The following is an 18,975-nucleotide window of genomic DNA, read 5'->3' as shown; positions in this document are numbered from 1 at the left end:
AGCGACGGGACATCGACAACCCGCACCAAATTGAAACCAAAGACTTCTGTTGTTACATGAAGAAAAAGTCAGGATTTACTCTTGGCCAATTAACTACTACAATTTTTCATGCCTGAGCAAAATTGGCAGGTGAGCCACTATCACCGAGTCGCTTCAAGGCTCTTGGCTTATAGCTTTGTTTGCGGTTGGTATCAGCCAAACACACTATTGGAGTAAAGATATTGTCCAGACTCGCTGAATTTCGTGCAGCTGAAAAGGCCCTTCAGGAACAGCTCAAGCAGCTGGAATCGCTGAAGAATGATGCCGGGCTCAAGAAAGAAATCGAATTCGAAGAAAAGCTCCAGGGGCTGATGAAAACCTACGGCAAGAGCCTGCGTGACATCATCGCCATTCTCGATCCGAACCCGGCAAAATCCGGTCTGCAACAAGCAAAAACGCCTAAAACCCGCCGTGCTCGCGTGGTCAAGGTCTATCAGAACCCGCACACGGGTGAACTGATTGAAACCAAGGGTGGCAACCACCGCGGCCTGAAAGCCTGGAAGGAACAATACGGTGCATCCACTGTTGATTCCTGGCTGCGCAGCTAACAGCTAGCGGTTATAAAAAAGCCCTGCCAATGCAGGGCTTTTTTTATGGATACCCTCTAAATGCAACGATTGGAGGAGGATCAACTCGCAACTTGCCGATTAACTTAGTGTTTAGTGCCTTTGGGTATCTAAAAATGTCGGAACCCGGCCAAATCCGCCGCCACGTAAAATCCCGGCACTAAAGTTTCAAGCTGTTACGGACCGCTTCAATTTCTACCTGACTTTCCTTATAAGCCTCGGCCTGCCCCGCGTACGAAAGAACATAGGCGTTATCGGCATCCACCGCCGCAACCAATGTTTGCGACAGCACATGTCGTCCGTTCTGGGTAATGGTGCAGGTAGTTTCCAGGGCCGACAGGCGGCTCAGTGTCGCTGGATGAATCTTGTTACAGACACTTTGATAGCCGCTTTTAAAGAAGTCCTTTTGCACCGCTTTGCGCATTTCCAGCAGCACGCCCTGCACATCCACCTGGTGACCGCTCTCCACCTGAGTCATGGTCAATTCCATGACCATCACCGGCGTGCCGCTTTGATCGTTTTTGACCGCGCGCTGGCGGGACACTTTAGCGCCAGCATCTTCCTGCGCGAGGGCTTCGACTTCCCAGCCACTTGGCCATGTCACCTGTGGCGCCTCTGCATGAGCGCTGGCAACCGCTAACATGATGCCAAGCATGACGAACATCGATTTACAGAATCGAACCATTGCAATAAGCACTCACGAATTGAACCGTAAAGTCTGAGCCTCGCCCGCCTGTCAGGCAATAGCTGACGGTTTGGGTTTGGTGATGTCTGAGGCCTTGCGTATCATTGTCCGCATTCGTTAGCCCCACTTATTTTCCGGAGGGCCCATGAGCCTGCACGAATTGAACACTTTCCCAGGTGTCACCGCCCAACCTGATACCGCGACCCAGAAGTTCGTCTTCAACCACACCATGCTTCGGGTCAAGGACATCACCAAGTCCCTGGATTTCTACACACGCATCCTCGGTTTCACCCTGGTGGAAAAACGCGATTTCCCTGAAGCGGAATTCAGCCTGTATTTCCTGGCCCTGGTCGACAAAAACCAGATCCCGGCCGACGCTGCTGCTCGCACCGAGTGGATGAAGTCGATCCCCGGCATTCTCGAACTGACCCACAACCATGGCACCGAGAACGATCCGGACTTCGTCTACCATAACGGCAATACCGACCCGCGCGGCTTCGGTCATATCTGCATTTCCGTGCCGGACATCCGCGCGGCGTGCGAGCGTTTTGAAGCACTGGGGTGTGATTTCCAGAAGCGCTTGAATGACGGGCGCATGAAGAGCCTGGCCTTCATCAAGGACCCGGATGCGTACTGGGTTGAGATCATCCAGCCCGCGCCGCTTTAACCCCTGGTATATACCCCCCTGTGGGAGCGAGCCTGCTCGCGAATGCGGTGTATCAGCCAACATCTTTGTTGAATGACACGTCGCTTTCGCGAGCAGGCTCGCTCCCACACTGGGATTTGTGAGGCAGAAAAAAACCCCATGATCACTCATGGGGTTTTGTGTTTTCAGCGTCGGTGTTTACGCCGGGGCCGAGGTCCGGATCAGGTGATCGAACGCGCTCAGGGAAGCCTTCGCACCCTCGCCCACGGCGATCACGATCTGCTTGTACGGCACGGTGGTCACGTCGCCGGCAGCGAACACGCCCGGTATCGAGGTTTCACCGCGAGTATCAACAATGATCTCGCCACGAGGCGACAGCTCGATGGTGCCCTTGAGCCAATCGGTGTTGGGCAGCAAACCGATCTGCACGAAGATGCCTTCGAGGTTGATCGTGTTGAACTCACCTGAATCACGGTCTTTGTAGACCAGACCTGTCACCTTCTGGCCATCACCTTTCACTTCACTGGTCAATGCGCTGGTGATGACGCTGACGTTAGGCAGGCTGAACAACTTGCGTTGCAATACGGCATCGGCGCGCAGCTTGCTGTCGAATTCCAGCAACGTGACGTGGCTGACGATACCGGCCAGATCGATCGCCGCTTCAACGCCGGAGTTACCGCCGCCGATCACCGCCACACGCTTGCCCTTGAACAGCGGACCGTCGCAGTGTGGACAGAAACATACGCCCTTGGCTTTGTATTGCTGTTCGCCCGGCACACCCATTTCACGCCAGCGCGCACCAGTGGCAAGAATCAGCGCCTTGGTTTTCAGCGTGGCGCCGCTTTCGAACCGAACCTCATGCAACTCGCCCGGATTCTTCGCTGGAATCAGCGCGGTGGCCCGTTGCAGGTTCATGATATCGACGTCGTATTGCTTGACGTGTTCTTCGAGGGCACTGGCCAGTTTCGGCCCTTCGGTTTCCTGCACGGAGATGAAGTTTTCGATGGCCATGGTGTCAAGTACCTGCCCTCCAAAACGTTCCGCGGCCACGCCAGTGCGAATACCTTTACGTGCCGCATAGATGGCCGCCGCAGCACCGGCCGGGCCACCACCGACGACCAGCACGTCAAAGGCGTCCTTGGCGCTGAGCTTCTCGGCTTGACGCTCGATGCCACCGGTGTCGAGCTTGGCGAGGATTTCTTCCAGGCCCATGCGCCCCTGACCGAAATTCACACCATTCAGGTAGATGCTTGGCACCGCCATGACCTGGCGTTCATCGACTTCAGCCTGGAACAGCGCACCGTCGATAGCGACGTGGCGGATGTTCGGGTTCAATACGGCCATCAAGTTCAGTGCCTGGACGACGTCCGGGCAGTTCTGGCAGGACAGCGAGAAGTACGTCTCGAAGCTGAACTCGCCTTTAAGTGAGCGAATCTGTTCGATCACTTCAGCACTGGCCTTCGAAGGATGTCCACCGACTTGCAGCAGAGCCAACACTAACGAAGTGAATTCGTGGCCCATCGGGATGCCGGCGAAACGCAGGCTGATGTCGGCTCCCGGGCGATTGATCGAAAACGATGGCTTGCGTGCATCGTCACCGTTATCGAGCAAGGTAATTTGCGTGGAAAGACTGGAAACGTCTTTCAACAGTTCAAGCATTTCCTGGGATTTCGCACCGTCGTCGAGGGAGGCAACGATCTCTATCGGTTGGGTGACCCGTTCCAGGTACGACTTCAACTGGGCTTTAAGATTGGCGTCCAACATACGAGCGATTTCCTTTCTTCTGTTTCGGGTTTCTTAAAAAGCAGACATAAAAAAACGCCCGAGCGAATCTCGCCCGGGCGTTTTTGAGGGCGGTTGCAGCTTACTTAGGTGCGGAAACCCGTCCTGATGATGCGATCCACAGACTTAGATCTTGCCGACCAGGTCCAGGGACGGAGCCAGAGTGGCCTCGCCTTCTTTCCACTTGGCTGGGCAAACCTGGCCTGGGTGAGCAGCGACGTACTGGGCAGCCTTGATTTTGCGCAGCAGTTCGGAAGCGTCACGACCAACGCCGCCATCGTTCAGTTCAACGATTTTGATCTGGCCTTCAGGGTTGATCACGAAGGTGCCACGGTCAGCCAGACCTGCTTCTTCGATCAGCACGTCGAAGTTGCGGGAGATAGCGTGAGTCGGGTCGCCGATCATGGTGTACTGGATTTTGCCAATGGCTGGCGAAGTGTTGTGCCAGGCAGCGTGGGCAAAGTGGGTATCGGTGGAAACGCTGTAGATCTCGACGCCCAGTTTCTGGAACGCGTCGTAGTTGTCAGCCAGGTCTTCCAGTTCAGTCGGGCAAACGAAGGTGAAGTCAGCCGGGTAGAAGAAAACGACAGACCACTTGCCTTTCAGATCAGCGTCCGACACGTGTACGAAGTCGCCATTTTTGTAAGCGGTAGCTTTGAACGGTTTAACTTGGCTGTTGATGATAGGCATCGGTGACTCTCCGTCAGGGTTGAAAAGTTTGGTTAACAAGTTGATGGGGTGAATCCTACCGACTCGATCCCTGAAAGACTCATTGGCAAACCTCATGCTGCTGATTTGTTTTCGCTATTAACCGACGGTATTAATAGAAGAAAACGTGATCTACAGCGCCAACGGCTTTTCGGCGAGTCGGGCCATGCCGAGAAACGGGCTGGCTTCAACATAGCGCATGGCGGACTTCATATCCTTCCAGCCCACGTAACTCATCAACGACTTCAAGTCCCAACCGCTTTGATGAGCCCAACTGGCAAACCCGCGTCGCAAGGAGTGACTGGTGTAGTGCTCGGCGGGAATGCCGGCACGCTCCAGCGCCTGGCGCAGTAGCGGGATGACGCTGTTGGCGTGCAAGCCCTCCTCGCTCAAGTGGCCCCAGCGGTCGATGCCTCGAAAAACCGGCCCGCGAACCAGTGCAGCTTCGGTGATCCACTGAATGTAGGCATTCACCGGGCAAAGGCGCTGCAAGGCCGGGGTCTGGTAGGTCTTGCCAAGATTCTCGCGGTCACTCTTGGTTCGCGGCAAATAGAGCGTGATACCGGAACTGGCGATCGCCTGAACGTGTTCGATTTGAACACGGCACAACTCATCACTACGAAACCCGCGCCAGAATCCCAAGAGGATCAGCGCCATGTCGCGCCGAGCCCGCAGGAGTGCGGGTTGATCCTGCTGCGCCTTGGCCACTGTCGCTTCCTGTTCCAGCCAGGCAACCACCTGCTCCAGATGCTGGAGCTGCAAAGGTTCAGCCTGTTTCTCCTGGGCCGGGTGCAACGCGCGAATGCCTTTGAAGACCTTGCGTACCACCGGCGCCTTGGTTGGATCGGGAAACCCTTGGCTGTTGTGCCACTGCGCCAGCGCCGACAAGCGCAACTTCAGCGTGTTGATCGATAACTCCCCCGCATATGCCACCAGATAGCGCGCGACGCTGTCGGCAGTCGCAGGCAGAAACCCGCCCCAACTGACTTCGAAATGCTCAATGGCCGCCCGGTAGCTGCGGCGGGTGTTGTCGCGCGTGGCGGCCTGTAGGTAACGATCCAGCTCAGTCATCGGCTCAACTCTCTAAAACGTACCGCGTTGGCGGGTGCAATCGCGCCGTGTAGCTCATCACACGGGGTAATACTAGTATATCCCGCATGACAAACTGACATCATTTATCTTTATCTTTTCGATGGTACACTGCGCACCTTAGTGGCATGTACCACAGTACGTAATCGTAGGAGAACTCATGGCTCGTGGCGGCGTAAATAAAGCAGTGGTGCAAGCGGCACGGTTGGCGATCCTCGCCCGCGGCGAAAATCCAAGCATCGATGCAGTACGGATCGAAATGGGCAACACGGGTTCGAAAACCACGATCCATCGCTATCTGAAGGAGCTGGACGACGGCAGAGAACGCGCCGAGCCCGCGCCAGAACCTATCGATGACGAGCTGGCGGGACTGGTTTCACACCTGGCTCAACGCCTTAAGGAGAAGGCCCAGGAACCCATCGACCAGGCTCGTGAGCAGTTCGATCAGCTGCGCAAAGCGCTGGAAAGCCAACTGACAGACGCACAGAAAACCAACACCGAATTGCATCAGCAGTACGAGATGCAAAGCCTGGCGCTGACACAGGAATCAGAGTCACTTCAAGAAACCCGCTCGATGTTGCAGACCGAGCAGACCCGCAACGCCGGGCTGAGTCAGGCGTTGGCCGGCTTCGAATTACGCCTGCAGGACAAGGACGAGCAGATCCGCTCTCTGGAAGAAAAGCACCTGCATGCGCGCGAGGCCTTGGAGCACTACCGCAATGCCGTCAAGGAGCAGCGCGAGCAGGAACAAAGCCGCCACGAAAGCCAGGTGCAGCAGATTCAAATGGAGTTGCGTCAGGCGCAACAAAGCGCAATGGTTCGCCAGGACGAGATCACTCAACTGCACCGCGACAATGAGCGTTTGTTCACCGAAAACCGGGGCGCCCAGAGAGAGCTGAGCCTGTTGCAGGATCAACTCAAGCAAACCAATAGCCGACAGGACCAATTGCTGGAACAGGTCCATCGCATCGACAGCGAGCGCACCCTCCTCCAGGAACGCTTGCGCGTCGCACTGTTGGAAAGTCAGTCGCTGAAGCAGCGTGTCGACGAGCAGTCGCAGATAAACAAAGTGCTGGAAATCGAACTGCTCAAGACTCAGGCGAGCCTGGATGAAAGCGTGCGCCTGGCGGCCGTCGTTGCGACAACGCCAGACGCAGCCAAGGACGATTAACCTGCGACGGGCGAGCGCATGGTGACGAACTCTTCGGCGGCCGTCGGGTGCACACCAATGGTTTCGTCGAAGTCGCGCTTGGTCGCCCCAGCCTTCAAGGCAATGGCCAGCCCCTGCACGATCTCGCCGGCATCCGGCCCGACCATGTGACAGCCAAGAACCTTGTCGGTCTTGGCATCTACCACCAGCTTCATCAGCGTGCGCTCCTGGCATTCAGTCAGGGTCAGCTTCATCGGGCGGAAACGGCTTTCGTAGATCACCACCTCGTGGCCGGCTTCGCGGGCGTCTTCCTCGCTCAAGCCAACGGTGCCGATGTTCGGCAGGCTGAACACGGCGGTCGGGATCATCTTGTAATCCACCGGGCGATATTGCTCAGGCCTGAACAAGCGTCGCGCCACGGCCATGCCTTCGGCCAAGGCGACCGGCGTCAGCTGAACTCGACCGATCACATCGCCGAGCGCCAGGATCGAGGGCTCGGCCGTCTGAAACTGCTCGTCGACCTCGATAAAGCCTTTCTTGTCGAGTTTGACGCCGGTGTTTTCCAGGCCGAGATTATCGAGCATCGGACGCCGACCGGTCGCGTAGAACACACAATCCGCCTCCAGCTCGCGGCCATCCTTGAGCGTCACTTTCAGGCTGCCATCAGGTTGCTTGTCGATACGTTCGATGTCGCTATTGAACTGCAGGTCCATGCCGCGCTTGGTCAGCTCTTCCTGCAAATGCTTGCGCACCGCCCCATCGAAACCGCGCAGGAACAGCTCACCGCGATACAGCAACGTGGTCTGGGCGCCCAGCCCGTGGAAGATGCCCGCGAACTCAACGGCGATATAACCGCCGCCCACTACCAGAACACGCTTCGGTAACTCCTTGAGGAAGAAGGCCTGGTTGGAACTGATTGCATGCTCATGCCCCGGAATTTCCGGGATCTGCGGCCAGCCACCGGTCGCAATCAGAATATTTTTAGCGGTGTGGCGCTCGCCATTGATCTCGACCGTGTTCGGGTCAACGATTTTGGCGTGACCTTCATGCAAGGTCACGCCGCTATTGACCAGCAAGTTGCGGTAAATGCCATTCAGGCGATTGATCTCGCGGTCCTTGTTGGCGATCAGCGTGGCCCAGTCAAACTGTGCCTCGCCCAGTGTCCAGCCGAAACCGGACGACTGCTCGAAGTCCTCGGCGAAGTGCGCGCCGTAAACCAACAATTTTTTCGGCACGCAGCCGACGTTCACACAAGTGCCGCCCAGGTAGCGGCTCTCGGCCACGGCCACTTTCGCGCCAAAACCGGCGGCAAAGCGCGCAGCGCGCACACCACCGGAGCCGGCGCCAATCACATACAAATCAAAATCAAAGGCCATTTTCAATCTCCTCGGCAGTCCACAAGCATACCCGCAGACGTCCGCCGGGCAAGTACTGCAAACGATATGGGGGCCAGAAATGAAAAAGCCACCTGCGAAGGTGGCTTTTCATTACAAGTGGGTCAGGCGTTATCAGTAAGCCTTGCCAGTCTTGTAGAAGTTCTCGAAGCAGAAGTTGGTCGCCTCGATGTAGCCTTCAGCGCCACCGCAGTCAAAACGCTTGCCCTTGAACTTGTAGGCAATCACGCAACCGTTTTTCGCCTGCTTCATCAGCGCATCGGTAATCTGGATCTCGCCACCTTTGCCTGGCTCGGTTTGCTTGATCAGCTCGAAGATGTCAGGAGTCAGGATGTAACGACCGATAATCGCCAGGTTCGACGGAGCGTCTTCCGGGGCCGGCTTCTCAACCATGTTGCGTACACGGTACAGGTCATCAGCGATCAACTCGCCGGCGATCACGCCGTACTTGTTGGTTTCCTGCGGATCCACTTCCTGAATCGCGACGATGGTGCAGCGGTACTGTTCGTACAGCTTGACCATCTGGGTCAGTACGCCGTCGCCTTCGAGGTTGACGCACAAGTCGTCCGCCAGCACCACGGCAAACGGCTCGTCACCGATCAACGGGCGACCAGTCAGGATCGCGTGGCCAAGGCCTTTCATTTCGGTCTGACGGGTGTAGGAGAACGAGCACTCGTCCAGCAGCTTGCGGATGCCGACCAGGTATTTTTCCTTGTCGGTGCCCTTGATCTGGTTTTCCAGCTCATAGCTGATGTCGAAGTGGTCTTCGAGGGCGCGCTTGCCACGACCGGTGACGATGGAGATTTCGGTCAGACCAGCGTCCAGTGCTTCTTCGACGCCGTACTGGATCAGTGGCTTGTTTACCACCGGCAGCATTTCTTTGGGCATGGCTTTAGTCGCTGGCAGGAAGCGAGTACCGTAACCGGCTGCTGGGAACAAGCATTTCTTGATCATAAAAGTCCTTGAAAGGGCTGTGTGTACGAGTTTCGGCGCAGTCTAATCAGGCGGCGCGCACCTTACAATGCCCCGCACTGGCTAACCGATGCCAACATAGAGAAATATTCCCGCGGATAGTTCCGCAGATCGTGCGGCAGCTTCTAATAGATAGCAGATAACTTCGAACCCACACTGGCAGTTCCACCAGACAGGCAATCGCACCACCATACGCCCATCGGCACTTTCTGAGTGCATTTGGCGCTATCATTGCGCAATTGAACCAGCCAACGAGGCAGATAGATGTCGGAAGCAAAAAGCGTCAACGGGTTCCTGATCAAACAGAAAGACGGCCAATGGTGGATAGAGAACTTCGGCGGCACCGAGACTATCACCGGGCCATTCCCTACCGAAAAGCTGGCGATTGAGGTGGCATCCGTGTTGGAGCTGGAACACCCGCCCGTCAAACGCCGCAGTAAAGACAAGACTTGATCTGAACCGGTTTTTGACCAAGCCCTGCTTCGCGCAGGGCTTTTTTGTGATTAAACGAGAGGAAGTGGCCCTTCGCTATAACCTTTTGAAGCCAGCGCTGTCACAGGCTTAGCCCCATCATCCTGACGACGACAACGACATGACTAAATTTTTGCCTCTGATTGCAGTATTGGCCCTGAGCGGCTGCGCCACCTCGGAAACGACTTATCTGAAAAATGGTGAGCAGGGGCTGACCATCGACTGCTCCGGCGAAGCCAACTCCTGGGCCACGTGCTACGAAAAAGCCGATACCTCTTGCGCTGGCACCGGCTACCGAATTGTCGGGACCGACGGCACGCCATCAACCAAAGAAAGTGACAAGACCCTGGGTGTCGATGTAGGCAATTTCAAGAACCGCAGCGTTGTCGTGGTCTGCAAGTAAGGTATCGACGTTACATATGAATTTCAGCGAATTTGATCCCGAGGCCCCGCACGGCCTCGATCAAGTCGTCGAGACGACTGAAGGACTCGACTTCATCGTTATCGTCCACCAGAAAATAACTGCGCCCGGCGCTTTTCTTGAAAAACACGATCCATTCCCCCGGGTTCGCCGGATTTTGAATCACATGGGTGGCAGAGATGTGGCCCTCTGCATGACGCTCCCGAACCTGCTCTCGCTTCATGCCTGACTCCAGAAATGACAATGCCGTCAAAGCGTAGCCTTGACGGCATCGATGTAAATTGTCGCTAGTCTATCAGCCGGAAATACAGGTATTGGCGGCTTTCTGCACATCCTTGGGACGCACCGGTACATTGGACATCCGCTCATGCAGCTTGATGCTGCTGCCACCGGAGCGATTTTCAATGTCAAAGACGGCTGCCGGCGCCGACGAGAACTTCGCCGGAACGATCACACGCATCCCGTCTTTTTGCGGTTCCAACTGCAAGGCGCCACGACTCTCGGCCAGATGCTCAACCAGGCACTGCGCGTACTCATGGGGCTTCTTGCCTGAGATCACGTTCATGGTCGGCAGCGTCTCATCGATCTCCGAAACATTCGCGCAGCCACTCACGACCAACGCCAACGGCAGGACTAACACACCCCACTTCATACAAAACCTCCGATAAAGACCCTCGGACAGCACAAAGGCTGATTTTCTCCGAGGCGGACCACTTTTATCGCTCATGGAATGCCGAAAAACCGGTTTTAATTGTCAAAACGGAGCGCGACGACCCGATAATAACCTGTACGGGCTGATAAACTGCGCCCATCGCCCAAGCTATCGTTTTGATTTTGTAGAATAAGCCCTTCTGGAGGCGCCTCATGAAATTTATCCACCAGCGCGAGCACCTCAATGAAGACGACATCGTCGTCATCCAGTGCTCCCAAACGTGCAACATCCGCTTGATGAACGACGCCAACTTCCGAAGCTTCAAGAATGGCGGTCGTCACACTTACCACGGCGGCGCATTCGACACCTTCCCGGCCCGGATTACCGCGCCGAGCACCGGCTTCTGGAACATCACCATCGACACGGTCAACCGCCGGCCGATCAGCGTGACCCGCAAACCGACCCTGACGCACTCGATCAAGATCATCCGTCGCTCCAGCACAAAACTGAGCTGATTAACGTCCGCACATGAAGTAAAGCAGGTATCACCGTGGCCCAAACGACCAAGTACGTCATCAAATACAAACTCAACGGTGAACGCCGCTTCGAGTTTGCCCAGCTTGAAAACGGCACCGCAGATGAAGCCAAGGCTGCGCTTGAGGTCATTCATAGCCAGAGCGACGACGTCATCAGCGAGATCAGCGTCAGCAAAGCGCTGTAACAGCCCCCCCGGAGCGACAGCATGAATGTCTGCTCCTGCTTCTGAAGTTTGACCGCAAGCACCGGGGTGTTCACCCTGTCACCACGGCCTAGACTGACCACCTCAACCTTTGGTGAAGGCGTCAGATCATGCTGGAGCAACAACTCGATCAGGATGGCTGCGCCATTATCCGATCACTCCTGAGTGCCGAGGTCTGCGACGAAATCAGCGCCCTTTACGGGCAGCCTGAGCTCTTTCGTTCACAGGTGATCATGGCTCGTCACGGTTTTGGTCGTGGCGAGTACAAGTACTTCAAGTACCCCCTGCCGGATCCCGTCGCCCGCTTGCGTAGCGAGCTCTACCCCGGACTGGTGCCAATTGCCAATCGCTGGTACGAATGGATGGACCTGCCGACTCGCTTTCCTGACACGCACGAAGCATTTCTGCAACGCTGCCATGCCGCCGGTCAGGAACGTCCGACGCCCTTGTTGCTGCAATATGGCCCGCAGGACTACAACTGCCTGCATCAGGATCTGTACGGCGAACACGTCTTCCCGTTGCAAGTGGCGATTCTTCTGTCAGCACCCAACGAAGATTTTACCGGCGGCGAATTCGTCCTGACCGAACAGCGCCCCCGAATGCAGTCACGCCCTCAGGTCATTGACCTGAAGAAAGGCGATGCCTTGATCTTTGCCGTCAGCCAGCGGCCGGTCAAAGGTGTTCGCGGCTATTACCGAGTGAACATGCGCCACGGCGTGAGTCGCGTGCATAGCGGAAAACGGCATACCCTTGGAATCATCTTTCACGATGCGTTATGACCCATGAGCCCCACCACTCTGGATATGTTTGCCAACGTAGAACCCGAGCAGCCGCCCAGGCGCGAGCAGATCGGCGAACAAGCCTGCATCTTGCGCGGCTTCGCCCTGCCCCGGCTGAATCCGTTACTGACCGCACTGGACGCGGTTTTAGCGGCCGCACCGTTTCGACAAATGGTCACGCCCGGCGGCTTTACCATGTCGGTTGCGTTAAGCAGTTGCGGCGCCTTGGGCTGGACCACTGATCGAAGCGGCTACAAATACACGCGCAATGACCCACTGACCGGGCAACCCTGGCCCGAGATGCCCGAGGTATTTTTCGAACTGGCACAAGCAGCGGCGCGTGAAGCAGGATTCGCGGATTTTGTGCCCGATTCCTGCTTGATCAATCGCTATGTCCCTGGGGCCAGGATGTCATTGCACCAGGACAAAGACGAAGGCTCCTACGCAGCCCCGATCGTTTCGGTGTCGCTGGGATTGCCGGCGACCTTCCTGTTTGGCGGTTTTGAACGAAGCGATAAAAGCCAGCGCGTTCCGTTGCTGCATGGCGACATCGTGGTCTGGGGTGGCGTGGACCGTTTGCGCTATCACGGCGTACTACCGATCAAGGATGGTCATCATCCGAGACTGGGCGAACAAAGGATCAACTTCACTTTTCGCACGGCCGGATGAAGCACTCGAATTTGACCGCAAGACCCGGAGTGCGACGCCCCTTCTGCCTGATTAATCTGCATGAAACGGGTCAATGGACATACAGACATGACAACGCATTCGACTAAAACAGCAACCGAGATCGATCCTCGCTGGGCCGCGGTCGTCGCGCGCGATCCGGCCGCAGACGGGCAGTTTGTCTATGCGGTAAAAACCACCGGCATCTACTGCCGCCCCAGCAGTCTGGCGCGCTTGCCGAAACCGCAAAATGTCGAGTTTTTCGACACGCCGGAACAAGCCCAGGCGGCGGGTTATCGTCCAAGCAAACGCGCCGTAAAAGATCAAAGTGACGTCGCCGCCCAACACGCGGCCACTGTTGCCGCGGCCTGCCGGCACATCGAATCCGCCGAAAATCTGCCGGCGCTCAATGAACTGGCGGACGCAGCAGGCCTCAGCAGTTTCCACTTCCATCGAGTGTTCAAAGCCGTTACGGGGCTGACACCCAAGGGTTACGCCACGGCCCATCGTTCGCGCAAGGTTCGTGAACGTCTGGCGGACGGCGGCACGGTCACCGATGCCCTATATGACGCCGGCTTCAATTCCAACAGTCGTTTCTATGAAGCAGCGGATCATCTGTTGGGCATGAAGCCAGGTGACTACCGCGCCGCAGGACAAAATACCGACATCCGTTTTGCCGTCGGACAGTGTTCCCTGGGAGCCATTCTGGTGGCGCAAAGTGAACGCGGGGTTTGCGCGATTCTGCTGGGGGATGATCCACACCAACTGGTCTGCGATCTACAGGATAAGTTTCGCCGCGCCCATCTGATCGGTGCCGATCATGAATTCGAGCAACTGATCGCTCAGGTTGTAGGATTTATCGAAGCTCCGGCCCTTGGCCTGGACTTGCCGCTGGACGTGCGCGGCACGGCGTTTCAGGAGCGCGTCTGGCAAGCCTTGCGCGAGATTCCCGCCGGTAGCACCGCCAGTTATGCCGAGATCGCCCTACGCATCGGCTCGCCAAAAGCCGTTCGCGCCGTGGCCCAGGCGTGCGGCGCGAACAGTCTGGCAGTGGCGATCCCTTGCCACCGCGTGGTACGGAGCGACGGCAACCTGTCGGGCTACCGCTGGGGGGTTGAGCGCAAACGCGTTTTGCTGGAACGCGAGACGCGCTGATCAGCGATTCACATCGACCACCACCCGCCCGCGCAATTGCCCGGCGAGCAAGCGCGGCGCGGCATCGATGGCTTCGCTCAAACCGATTTCATGACTGATCAGTGACAACAACGCGAAGTCCAGGTCCTTGGCCAGCCGATTCCAGGCCAGTACGCGTCTGGCCTTGGGCTGGGTCACGCTGTTGATCCCGGCCAATGTCACGCCGCGCAAAATGAATGGTGCGACCGAGGCCGGAAAGTCCATGCCTTGCGCCAGTCCACACGCCGCGACCGTGCCGTTAGCCTTGGTGCTGGCGCAGGCATTGGCCAAGGTGTGGCTGCCGACCGAGTCAATGACCGCCGCCCAACGCTCCTTCGCCAACGGTTTGCCGGGTTCGGACAACATGGCGCGGTCAATGATTTCACTGGCGCCCAGGCGTTTCAGGTACTCGTGTTCGGACGTTCGCCCGGTGGATGCCACGACGCGATAACCCAGCTTGCTCAGCAGCGCGATGGCGAAACTGCCTACCCCGCCATTGGCACCGGTCACCAGCACTTCGCCTTGCTCCGGCGTCACGCCGTTATGCTCCAACGCCAGGATGCACAGCATTGCCGTATAGCCCGCAGTGCCAATCGCCATGGCCTGAGCGCTGGTAAATTCCTTTGGCAGTGGGATCAGCCAGTCACCGTTCAGGCGCGCCTTCTGCGCCAATCCACCCCAATGGCCCTCGCCCACGCCCCAGCCATTGAGTACGACTTGATCACCGACCTTGTAGTCCGGGTGCTCACTGACTTCGACAGTGCCGGCCAGATCAATCCCCGGCACCATCGGGAATTTTCGCACCACCGGGCTGCTGCCGGTGATTGCCAATCCATCCTTGAAGTTCAGGGTGCTGTACGCCACGCGCACCGTCACATCACCCTCGGGCAGTTGATCGTCATTGATCTCTTGCAGTGTGACCCGGTAACCGCTGTCGTCTTTGTCGATCAAAATACCGTTGAACATCGTTGCCTCTCAATGGAATCAATCAGGATGTGGAACCCTTGAAATACCACAAAGAAACATTTCGCCGTACCAGACTTTAAGCCAAACCGCTGACCAGCCAAAAGTCGACTGGTCCTTCACCCGCGATAACTGGTAAAAAACCGGTTCTACCGTCCCTGTCCTGTTTTGACGTCGGAGCATCATTCAAATGAGCCAATGGCCAGACACCCGCATTCTCGACCTGCTCAGTATCGAACTGCCGATCATCCAGGCCCCCATGGCCGGCGCCAATGGATCGGCCATGGTCGTCGCGGTAAGTAACGCTGGCGGTCTGGGCTCGATGCCGGCGGCGATGCTGAGCATCGAGCAACTGCGCGAAGAGCTGAAGACGATTCGCCAACACAGCCAGCGCCCGTTCAACATCAACTATTTCTGCCATCAACCTCCGGCTCCGGATGAGCAACGTGCCCGGGACTGGAAGAACTTGCTGGAACCTTACTACCGGGAACTGGGCGTCGATTTCGATGCGCCGACACCGGTTTCAAATCGAGCACCATTCGATGCCGCGGCCTGTGAGGTCGTCGAAGAGTTTCGCCCTGGAGTGGTCAGTTTTCACTTCGGTTTGCCGGAAAAATCCCTGCTGGATCGGGTAAAAGCCACCGGCGCGAAAATTCTGTCCTCGGCCACCACGGTCGAAGAAGCCGTCTGGCTGGAACAGCAGGGCTGTGACGCAATCATCGCCATGGGTTACGAGGCCGGTGGTCATCGCGGGATGTTTCTCAGTGACGATCTGAGCAGCCAGGTCGGGACCTTTGCTTTGGTGCCTCAAGTTGTCGATGCCGTGAAAGTGCCGGTGATTGCAGCCGGTGGAATCAGTGATGCGCGGGGTGTTGCGGCAGCCTTTGTGTTGGGCGCTTCGGCGGTGCAGGTGGGCACGGCTTACTTGTTCACGCCAGAAGCCAAGGTCAGCCGGTCGCACTACAAAGCGTTGCGCACCGCCAAAGAAAGCGAGACCGCCGTCACCAACATTTTCACAGGTCGCCCGGCACGCGGCATTCTCAATCGGGTGATGCGCGAACTCGGGCCGATCAGCGATAAAGCGCCGACCTTCCCACTCGCCGGTGGTGCGCTGATGCCGTTGCGAGCCAAGGACGAAGCGGACTTCAGTAATCTGTGGGCTGGGCAGGCATTCAGGTTAGGCGTTGAAATGACGGCTGCAGAATTGACCCGACACTTGGCGGATGCAGGACTGGCCAAGCTGCTCGGTCGATAAAGCGATCCCCTGTAACAGCTGCCGAGCCCGCGAGGCTGCGTCCGGCGGCGCAGCCGTCGTAAACCCTGCCTCCACGGTGTATCTGATACAACCGAGTTGCCTGATCTTACGGCTGCTTCGCAACCGGACGCAGGCTTCGCCAGCTGCTACAAGGTTGAGCGCGGCTAATACCGATTCCCCACTCAGAAACCAACACATTCCGTTTACAGGCTTTTCGCTATATATTCATCTATATAGCGATTTACCCCTTGCAGCACTCGCCTACCACGGAGCCGTTTCATGACCATTCGTGCCTCACGTTTTGCCCCTGCGTGCCTCACCAGCCTGATCGCAGTCTTCGCTTTCGGAGCCGCCCATGCGGACGAAGTCCAGGTCGCTGTCGCGGCCAACTTCACTGCGCCCATCCAGGCCATCGCTGCCGATTTCGAAAAAGACACCGGGCACAAACTGGTCGCGGCTTATGGTGCAACCGGCCAGTTCTACACCCAGATCAAGAATGGCGCGCCGTTCGAAGTGTTCCTCTCGGCAGACGACACCATGCCGCAAAAACTTGAAGCCGAAGGCGACGCGGTCAAGGGTTCGCGCTTCACCTACGCCATTGGCACCCTGGCCTTGTGGTCGGCCAAGGACGGTTACGTCGATGCCAAGGGCAAAGTGCTGAGCGACAATCAATATCAGCATCTGTCCATCGCCAATCCCAAGGCCGCACCTTACGGCCTGGCCGCGACTCAGGTACTGGCCAAGCTGGGGCTGACCGACAAGGTCAAGGACAAAATCGTTGAGGGCCAGAACATCACCCAGGCCTATCAATTCGTCTCCACCGGCAACGCCGAACTTGGCTTTGTCGCCTTGTCGCAGATCTACAAAGACGGCAAAGTCACCGGCGGTTCGGCGTGGATCGTTCCAGCCGACATGCACGACCCGATCAAACAAGATGCGGTGATCCTCAACAAAGGCAAGGACAACCCGGCCGCCAAGGCACTGGTTGACTACCTTAAAGGTCCGAAAGCCGCCGCTGTCATCAAATCCTACGGTTACCAACTCTAAATGACGCTGACGAGTGCCGACTTCTCCGCCATCTGGCTGACCCTCAAACTGGCGTCCCTGACGACTGCCATCCTGCTGGTCATCGGCACTCCGATTGCGTTATGGCTATCGCGCACCCGTTCCTGGTTGCGCGGTCCGGTCGGGGCGATAGTCGCCCTGCCCTTGGTCCTGCCGCCCACGGTGATTGGCTTTTATCTGTTGCTGGCGCTGGGGCCTCACGGCTTTGTCGGTCAGTTCACCCAATCGCTGGGGTTTGGCACCCTGACATTCAGTTTTGCGGGGCTGGTCGTTGGCTCGGTGCTGTATTCGATGCCATTCGTGGTTCAACCGCTGCAAAATGCCTTTTCCGCCATTGGCACTCGTCCATTAGAGGTCGCCGCGACCTTGCGCGCGAATCCATGGGACACCTTCTTCAGCGTAATCCTGCCCCTCGCCCGACCCGGTTTTATCACCGCTGCGATTCTCGGCTTCGCCCACACCGTCGGCGAGTTCGGCGTGGTATTGATGATCGGTGGCAACATCCCGGACAAGACTCGCGTGGTTTCAGTACAGATCTACGATCACGTCGAAGCCATGGAGTACGCCCAGGCCCATTGGCTGGCCGGGGCGATGCTGGTGTTCTCCTTTGCAGTGTTGCTGGTGCTCTATTCCGGCCGTAAAACCAAAGCAGGCTGGAGCTGATCGATGATCGATATGCGTCTGAAACTGAGCTATTCGGGGTTCGCCCTGGACGTGGACCTGCAATTGCCTGGTCGTGGCGTGACGGCGCTTTACGGACACTCGGGCTCGGGCAAGACCACCTGCCTGCGCTGCATCGCGGGGCTGGAACGGGCGCAACAGGGTTTTATCCGGATCAACGATGAGGTCTGGCAGGACAGCGACAACAATATTTTCGTGCCGCCGCATAAACGCGCGCTCGGTTATGTTTTTCAGGAAGCCAGTTTGTTTCCCCATCTGTCGGTGTTGGCGAATCTGGAGTTTGGCCTCAAGCGCATCCCGAAACAGCAGCGCCGAGTCGACATGGACCATGCCACGGAACTGCTGGGGATCGGGCACCTGTTGGAGCGTCACCCGCAGCATCTTTCCGGCGGCGAACGGCAACGGGTCGGCATCGCCCGCGCGCTGCTCACCAGCCCGAAACTTTTGTTGATGGACGAACCGCTGGCGGCGCTGGACAGTCAGCGCAAGAACGAAATCCTGCCTTACCTGCAACGCCTGCACGATGAGCTGGACATCCCGGTGCTGTACGTCAGCCACTCGCAGGATGAGGTCGCGCGGCTGGCCGACCATATCGTCTTGCTGAGCGAAGGCAAGGCACTGGCCAGCGGCCCCATCGGCGAAACCCTCGCTCGCCTGGACCTGCCAATGGCGCTGGGCGACGACGCCGGAGTGGTGATCGAAGGGCATGTCAGCGCCTATGACGCCCACTATCAGTTGCTGACTTTGCAGTTACCCGATACCGATCTGGGCATTCGCGTCGCCCACGCGCCCATGCCCTTGGGGCAGGCGCTGCGCTGCAAGGTACACGCGCGCGATGTCAGCCTGAGCCTGCGAAGCGTCGAGCAAAGCAGCATCCTTAATCGCTTGCCGGTGACGGTAATCAGTGAAATCGGTGCCGACAACGCCGCCCATGTGCTGATCCGCCTGAACGCCGCCGGCACACCCTTGCTGTCACGTATCACCCGCTACTCCCGAGACCAGTTGGGCCTGCATCCCGGCCAGCAACTCTGGGCACAAATCAAAGCGGTGGCGGTCCTGGCTTAAATCCGCCGGCACCA

Annotated in this window: 23 protein-coding genes; 14 read left to right on the top strand and 9 right to left on the bottom strand. The window is 57.5% G+C overall.

Annotation, left to right across the window (positions count from 1 at the left end; all coding sequences use genetic code 11):
- Positions 1-221: 221 nt before the first annotated feature.
- Positions 222-587, top strand: a complete 366-nt coding sequence (locus tag AC1DWM_RS03270; RefSeq protein ID WP_223513479.1) for a histone-like nucleoid-structuring protein, MvaT/MvaU family — start codon at positions 222-224, stop codon at positions 585-587.
- Between the two features lie 178 nt (positions 588-765).
- On the opposite strand, the gene AC1DWM_RS03265 is transcribed toward AC1DWM_RS03270, so the two are convergent.
- Positions 766-1,290, bottom strand: a complete 525-nt coding sequence (locus AC1DWM_RS03265; protein WP_223513890.1) for a DUF4946 domain-containing protein — start codon at positions 1,288-1,290, stop codon at positions 766-768.
- 145 nt (positions 1,291-1,435) lie between these two features.
- Between AC1DWM_RS03265 and gloA the strand changes: the two genes are divergently transcribed.
- Complete coding sequence (gloA, locus tag AC1DWM_RS03260) at positions 1,436-1,957, top strand: lactoylglutathione lyase (RefSeq protein ID WP_223513477.1); 522 nt, start codon at positions 1,436-1,438, stop codon at positions 1,955-1,957.
- 177 nt (positions 1,958-2,134) lie between these two features.
- Here the strand turns inward: gloA and ahpF are convergent, their stop codons facing one another.
- From ahpF to AC1DWM_RS03245, 3 genes are all read right to left on the bottom strand, one after another.
- Positions 2,135-3,700, bottom strand: a complete 1,566-nt coding sequence (gene ahpF / locus AC1DWM_RS03255) for an alkyl hydroperoxide reductase subunit F (protein ID WP_223513474.1) — start codon at positions 3,698-3,700, stop codon at positions 2,135-2,137.
- A 144-nt stretch (positions 3,701-3,844) separates the two neighbouring features.
- Positions 3,845-4,408 carry an alkyl hydroperoxide reductase subunit C gene (gene ahpC / locus AC1DWM_RS03250; protein ID WP_223513471.1) on the bottom strand — a complete coding sequence of 188 codons (564 nt, stop codon included), beginning with the start codon at positions 4,406-4,408 and terminating at the stop codon, positions 3,845-3,847.
- Between the two features lie 150 nt (positions 4,409-4,558).
- Positions 4,559-5,497 carry a site-specific integrase gene (locus AC1DWM_RS03245; RefSeq protein ID WP_223513468.1) on the bottom strand — a complete coding sequence of 313 codons (939 nt, stop codon included), beginning with the start codon at positions 5,495-5,497 and terminating at the stop codon, positions 4,559-4,561.
- A gap of 178 nt (positions 5,498-5,675) precedes the next feature.
- Here AC1DWM_RS03245 and AC1DWM_RS03240 point away from each other — a divergent pair, with 178 nt between their 5' ends.
- Entirely contained in the window at positions 5,676-6,686 is a 1,011-nt protein-coding gene (locus tag AC1DWM_RS03240; RefSeq protein WP_477794609.1) for a DNA-binding protein, read from the top strand.
- Here the strand turns inward: AC1DWM_RS03240 and gorA are convergent.
- Positions 6,683-8,041 carry a glutathione-disulfide reductase gene (gene gorA / locus AC1DWM_RS03235; RefSeq protein WP_477794608.1) on the bottom strand — a complete coding sequence of 453 codons (1,359 nt, stop codon included), beginning with the start codon at positions 8,039-8,041 and terminating at the stop codon, positions 6,683-6,685. The two genes, AC1DWM_RS03240 and gorA, sit on opposite strands and share 4 nt — an antisense overlap.
- Positions 8,042-8,173: 132 nt before the next feature.
- Positions 8,174-9,013 carry a UTP--glucose-1-phosphate uridylyltransferase GalU gene (galU, locus tag AC1DWM_RS03230; RefSeq protein ID WP_008155104.1) on the bottom strand — a complete coding sequence of 280 codons (840 nt, stop codon included), beginning with the start codon at positions 9,011-9,013 and terminating at the stop codon, positions 8,174-8,176.
- 282 nt (positions 9,014-9,295) lie between these two features.
- Here galU and AC1DWM_RS03225 point away from each other — a divergent pair, with 282 nt between their 5' ends.
- A complete protein-coding gene (locus AC1DWM_RS03225; RefSeq protein WP_223513458.1) occupies positions 9,296-9,484 on the top strand; it encodes an SH3 domain-containing protein in 189 nt (62 codons plus the stop codon).
- Positions 9,485-9,623: 139 nt separating this feature from the next.
- Positions 9,624-9,905, top strand: a complete 282-nt coding sequence (locus AC1DWM_RS03220) for a hypothetical protein (RefSeq protein ID WP_223513455.1) — start codon at positions 9,624-9,626, stop codon at positions 9,903-9,905.
- Positions 9,906-9,915: 10 nt separating this feature from the next.
- On the opposite strand, the gene AC1DWM_RS03215 is transcribed toward AC1DWM_RS03220, so the two are convergent.
- Both AC1DWM_RS03215 and AC1DWM_RS03210 read right to left on the bottom strand, forming a co-directional pair.
- Entirely contained in the window at positions 9,916-10,146 is a 231-nt protein-coding gene (locus AC1DWM_RS03215; protein WP_223513452.1) for a hypothetical protein, read from the bottom strand.
- Positions 10,147-10,218: 72 nt separating this feature from the next.
- Positions 10,219-10,575: a hypothetical protein gene (locus AC1DWM_RS03210; RefSeq protein ID WP_223513450.1), complete on the bottom strand. Its 357-nt coding sequence runs from the start codon at positions 10,573-10,575 to the stop codon at positions 10,219-10,221.
- A 212-nt stretch (positions 10,576-10,787) separates the two neighbouring features.
- Between AC1DWM_RS03210 and AC1DWM_RS03205 the strand changes: the two genes are divergently transcribed.
- The 5 genes from AC1DWM_RS03205 (at position 10,788) to ada (ending at position 13,914) form a co-directional block, all read left to right on the top strand.
- Entirely contained in the window at positions 10,788-11,090 is a 303-nt protein-coding gene (locus tag AC1DWM_RS03205) for a DUF1883 domain-containing protein (RefSeq protein WP_007946189.1), read from the top strand.
- Positions 11,091-11,125: 35 nt separating this feature from the next.
- The gene (locus tag AC1DWM_RS03200; RefSeq protein ID WP_223513448.1) at positions 11,126-11,296 is read left to right on the top strand and encodes a hypothetical protein; all 171 of its coding nucleotides are present in this window, start codon (positions 11,126-11,128) and stop codon (positions 11,294-11,296) included.
- A 128-nt stretch (positions 11,297-11,424) separates the two neighbouring features.
- On the top strand, positions 11,425-12,093 hold the full coding sequence (locus tag AC1DWM_RS03195) for a 2OG-Fe(II) oxygenase (RefSeq protein WP_223513447.1): 669 nt from the start codon (positions 11,425-11,427) through the stop codon (positions 12,091-12,093).
- A gap of 3 nt (positions 12,094-12,096) precedes the next feature.
- Complete coding sequence (alkB, locus tag AC1DWM_RS03190; RefSeq protein WP_223513445.1) at positions 12,097-12,762, top strand: DNA oxidative demethylase AlkB; 666 nt, start codon at positions 12,097-12,099, stop codon at positions 12,760-12,762.
- Between the two features lie 87 nt (positions 12,763-12,849).
- On the top strand, positions 12,850-13,914 hold the full coding sequence (gene ada, locus AC1DWM_RS03185) for a bifunctional DNA-binding transcriptional regulator/O6-methylguanine-DNA methyltransferase Ada (RefSeq protein ID WP_223513443.1): 1,065 nt from the start codon (positions 12,850-12,852) through the stop codon (positions 13,912-13,914).
- Here the strand turns inward: ada and acuI are convergent, their stop codons facing one another.
- On the bottom strand, positions 13,915-14,898 hold the full coding sequence (gene acuI / locus AC1DWM_RS03180) for an acrylyl-CoA reductase (NADPH) (protein ID WP_477794607.1): 984 nt from the start codon (positions 14,896-14,898) through the stop codon (positions 13,915-13,917). It lies immediately after the preceding gene.
- A 187-nt stretch (positions 14,899-15,085) separates the two neighbouring features.
- Between acuI and AC1DWM_RS03175 the strand changes: the two genes are divergently transcribed.
- The 4 genes from AC1DWM_RS03175 to modC all read left to right on the top strand — a co-directional run bounded on the left by AC1DWM_RS03175 (position 15,086) and on the right by modC (position 18,961).
- Positions 15,086-16,150 carry an NAD(P)H-dependent flavin oxidoreductase gene (locus AC1DWM_RS03175; RefSeq protein ID WP_477794606.1) on the top strand — a complete coding sequence of 355 codons (1,065 nt, stop codon included), beginning with the start codon at positions 15,086-15,088 and terminating at the stop codon, positions 16,148-16,150.
- 279 nt (positions 16,151-16,429) lie between these two features.
- On the top strand, positions 16,430-17,197 hold the full coding sequence (gene modA, locus AC1DWM_RS03170) for a molybdate ABC transporter substrate-binding protein (protein WP_477794605.1): 768 nt from the start codon (positions 16,430-16,432) through the stop codon (positions 17,195-17,197).
- The gene (modB, locus tag AC1DWM_RS03165) at positions 17,198-17,878 is read left to right on the top strand and encodes a molybdate ABC transporter permease subunit (protein WP_223513432.1); all 681 of its coding nucleotides are present in this window, start codon (positions 17,198-17,200) and stop codon (positions 17,876-17,878) included.
- Between the two features lie 3 nt (positions 17,879-17,881).
- A complete protein-coding gene (modC, locus tag AC1DWM_RS03160) occupies positions 17,882-18,961 on the top strand; it encodes a molybdenum ABC transporter ATP-binding protein (RefSeq protein WP_477794604.1) in 1,080 nt (359 codons plus the stop codon).
- Positions 18,962-18,975 lie beyond the last annotated feature (14 nt).

The organism is Pseudomonas sp. P4_C8 (assembly GCF_056401975.1).
Note: the sequence above shows the minus strand (reverse complement) of the source record. Positions and strands in the feature narration are given on the sequence as shown.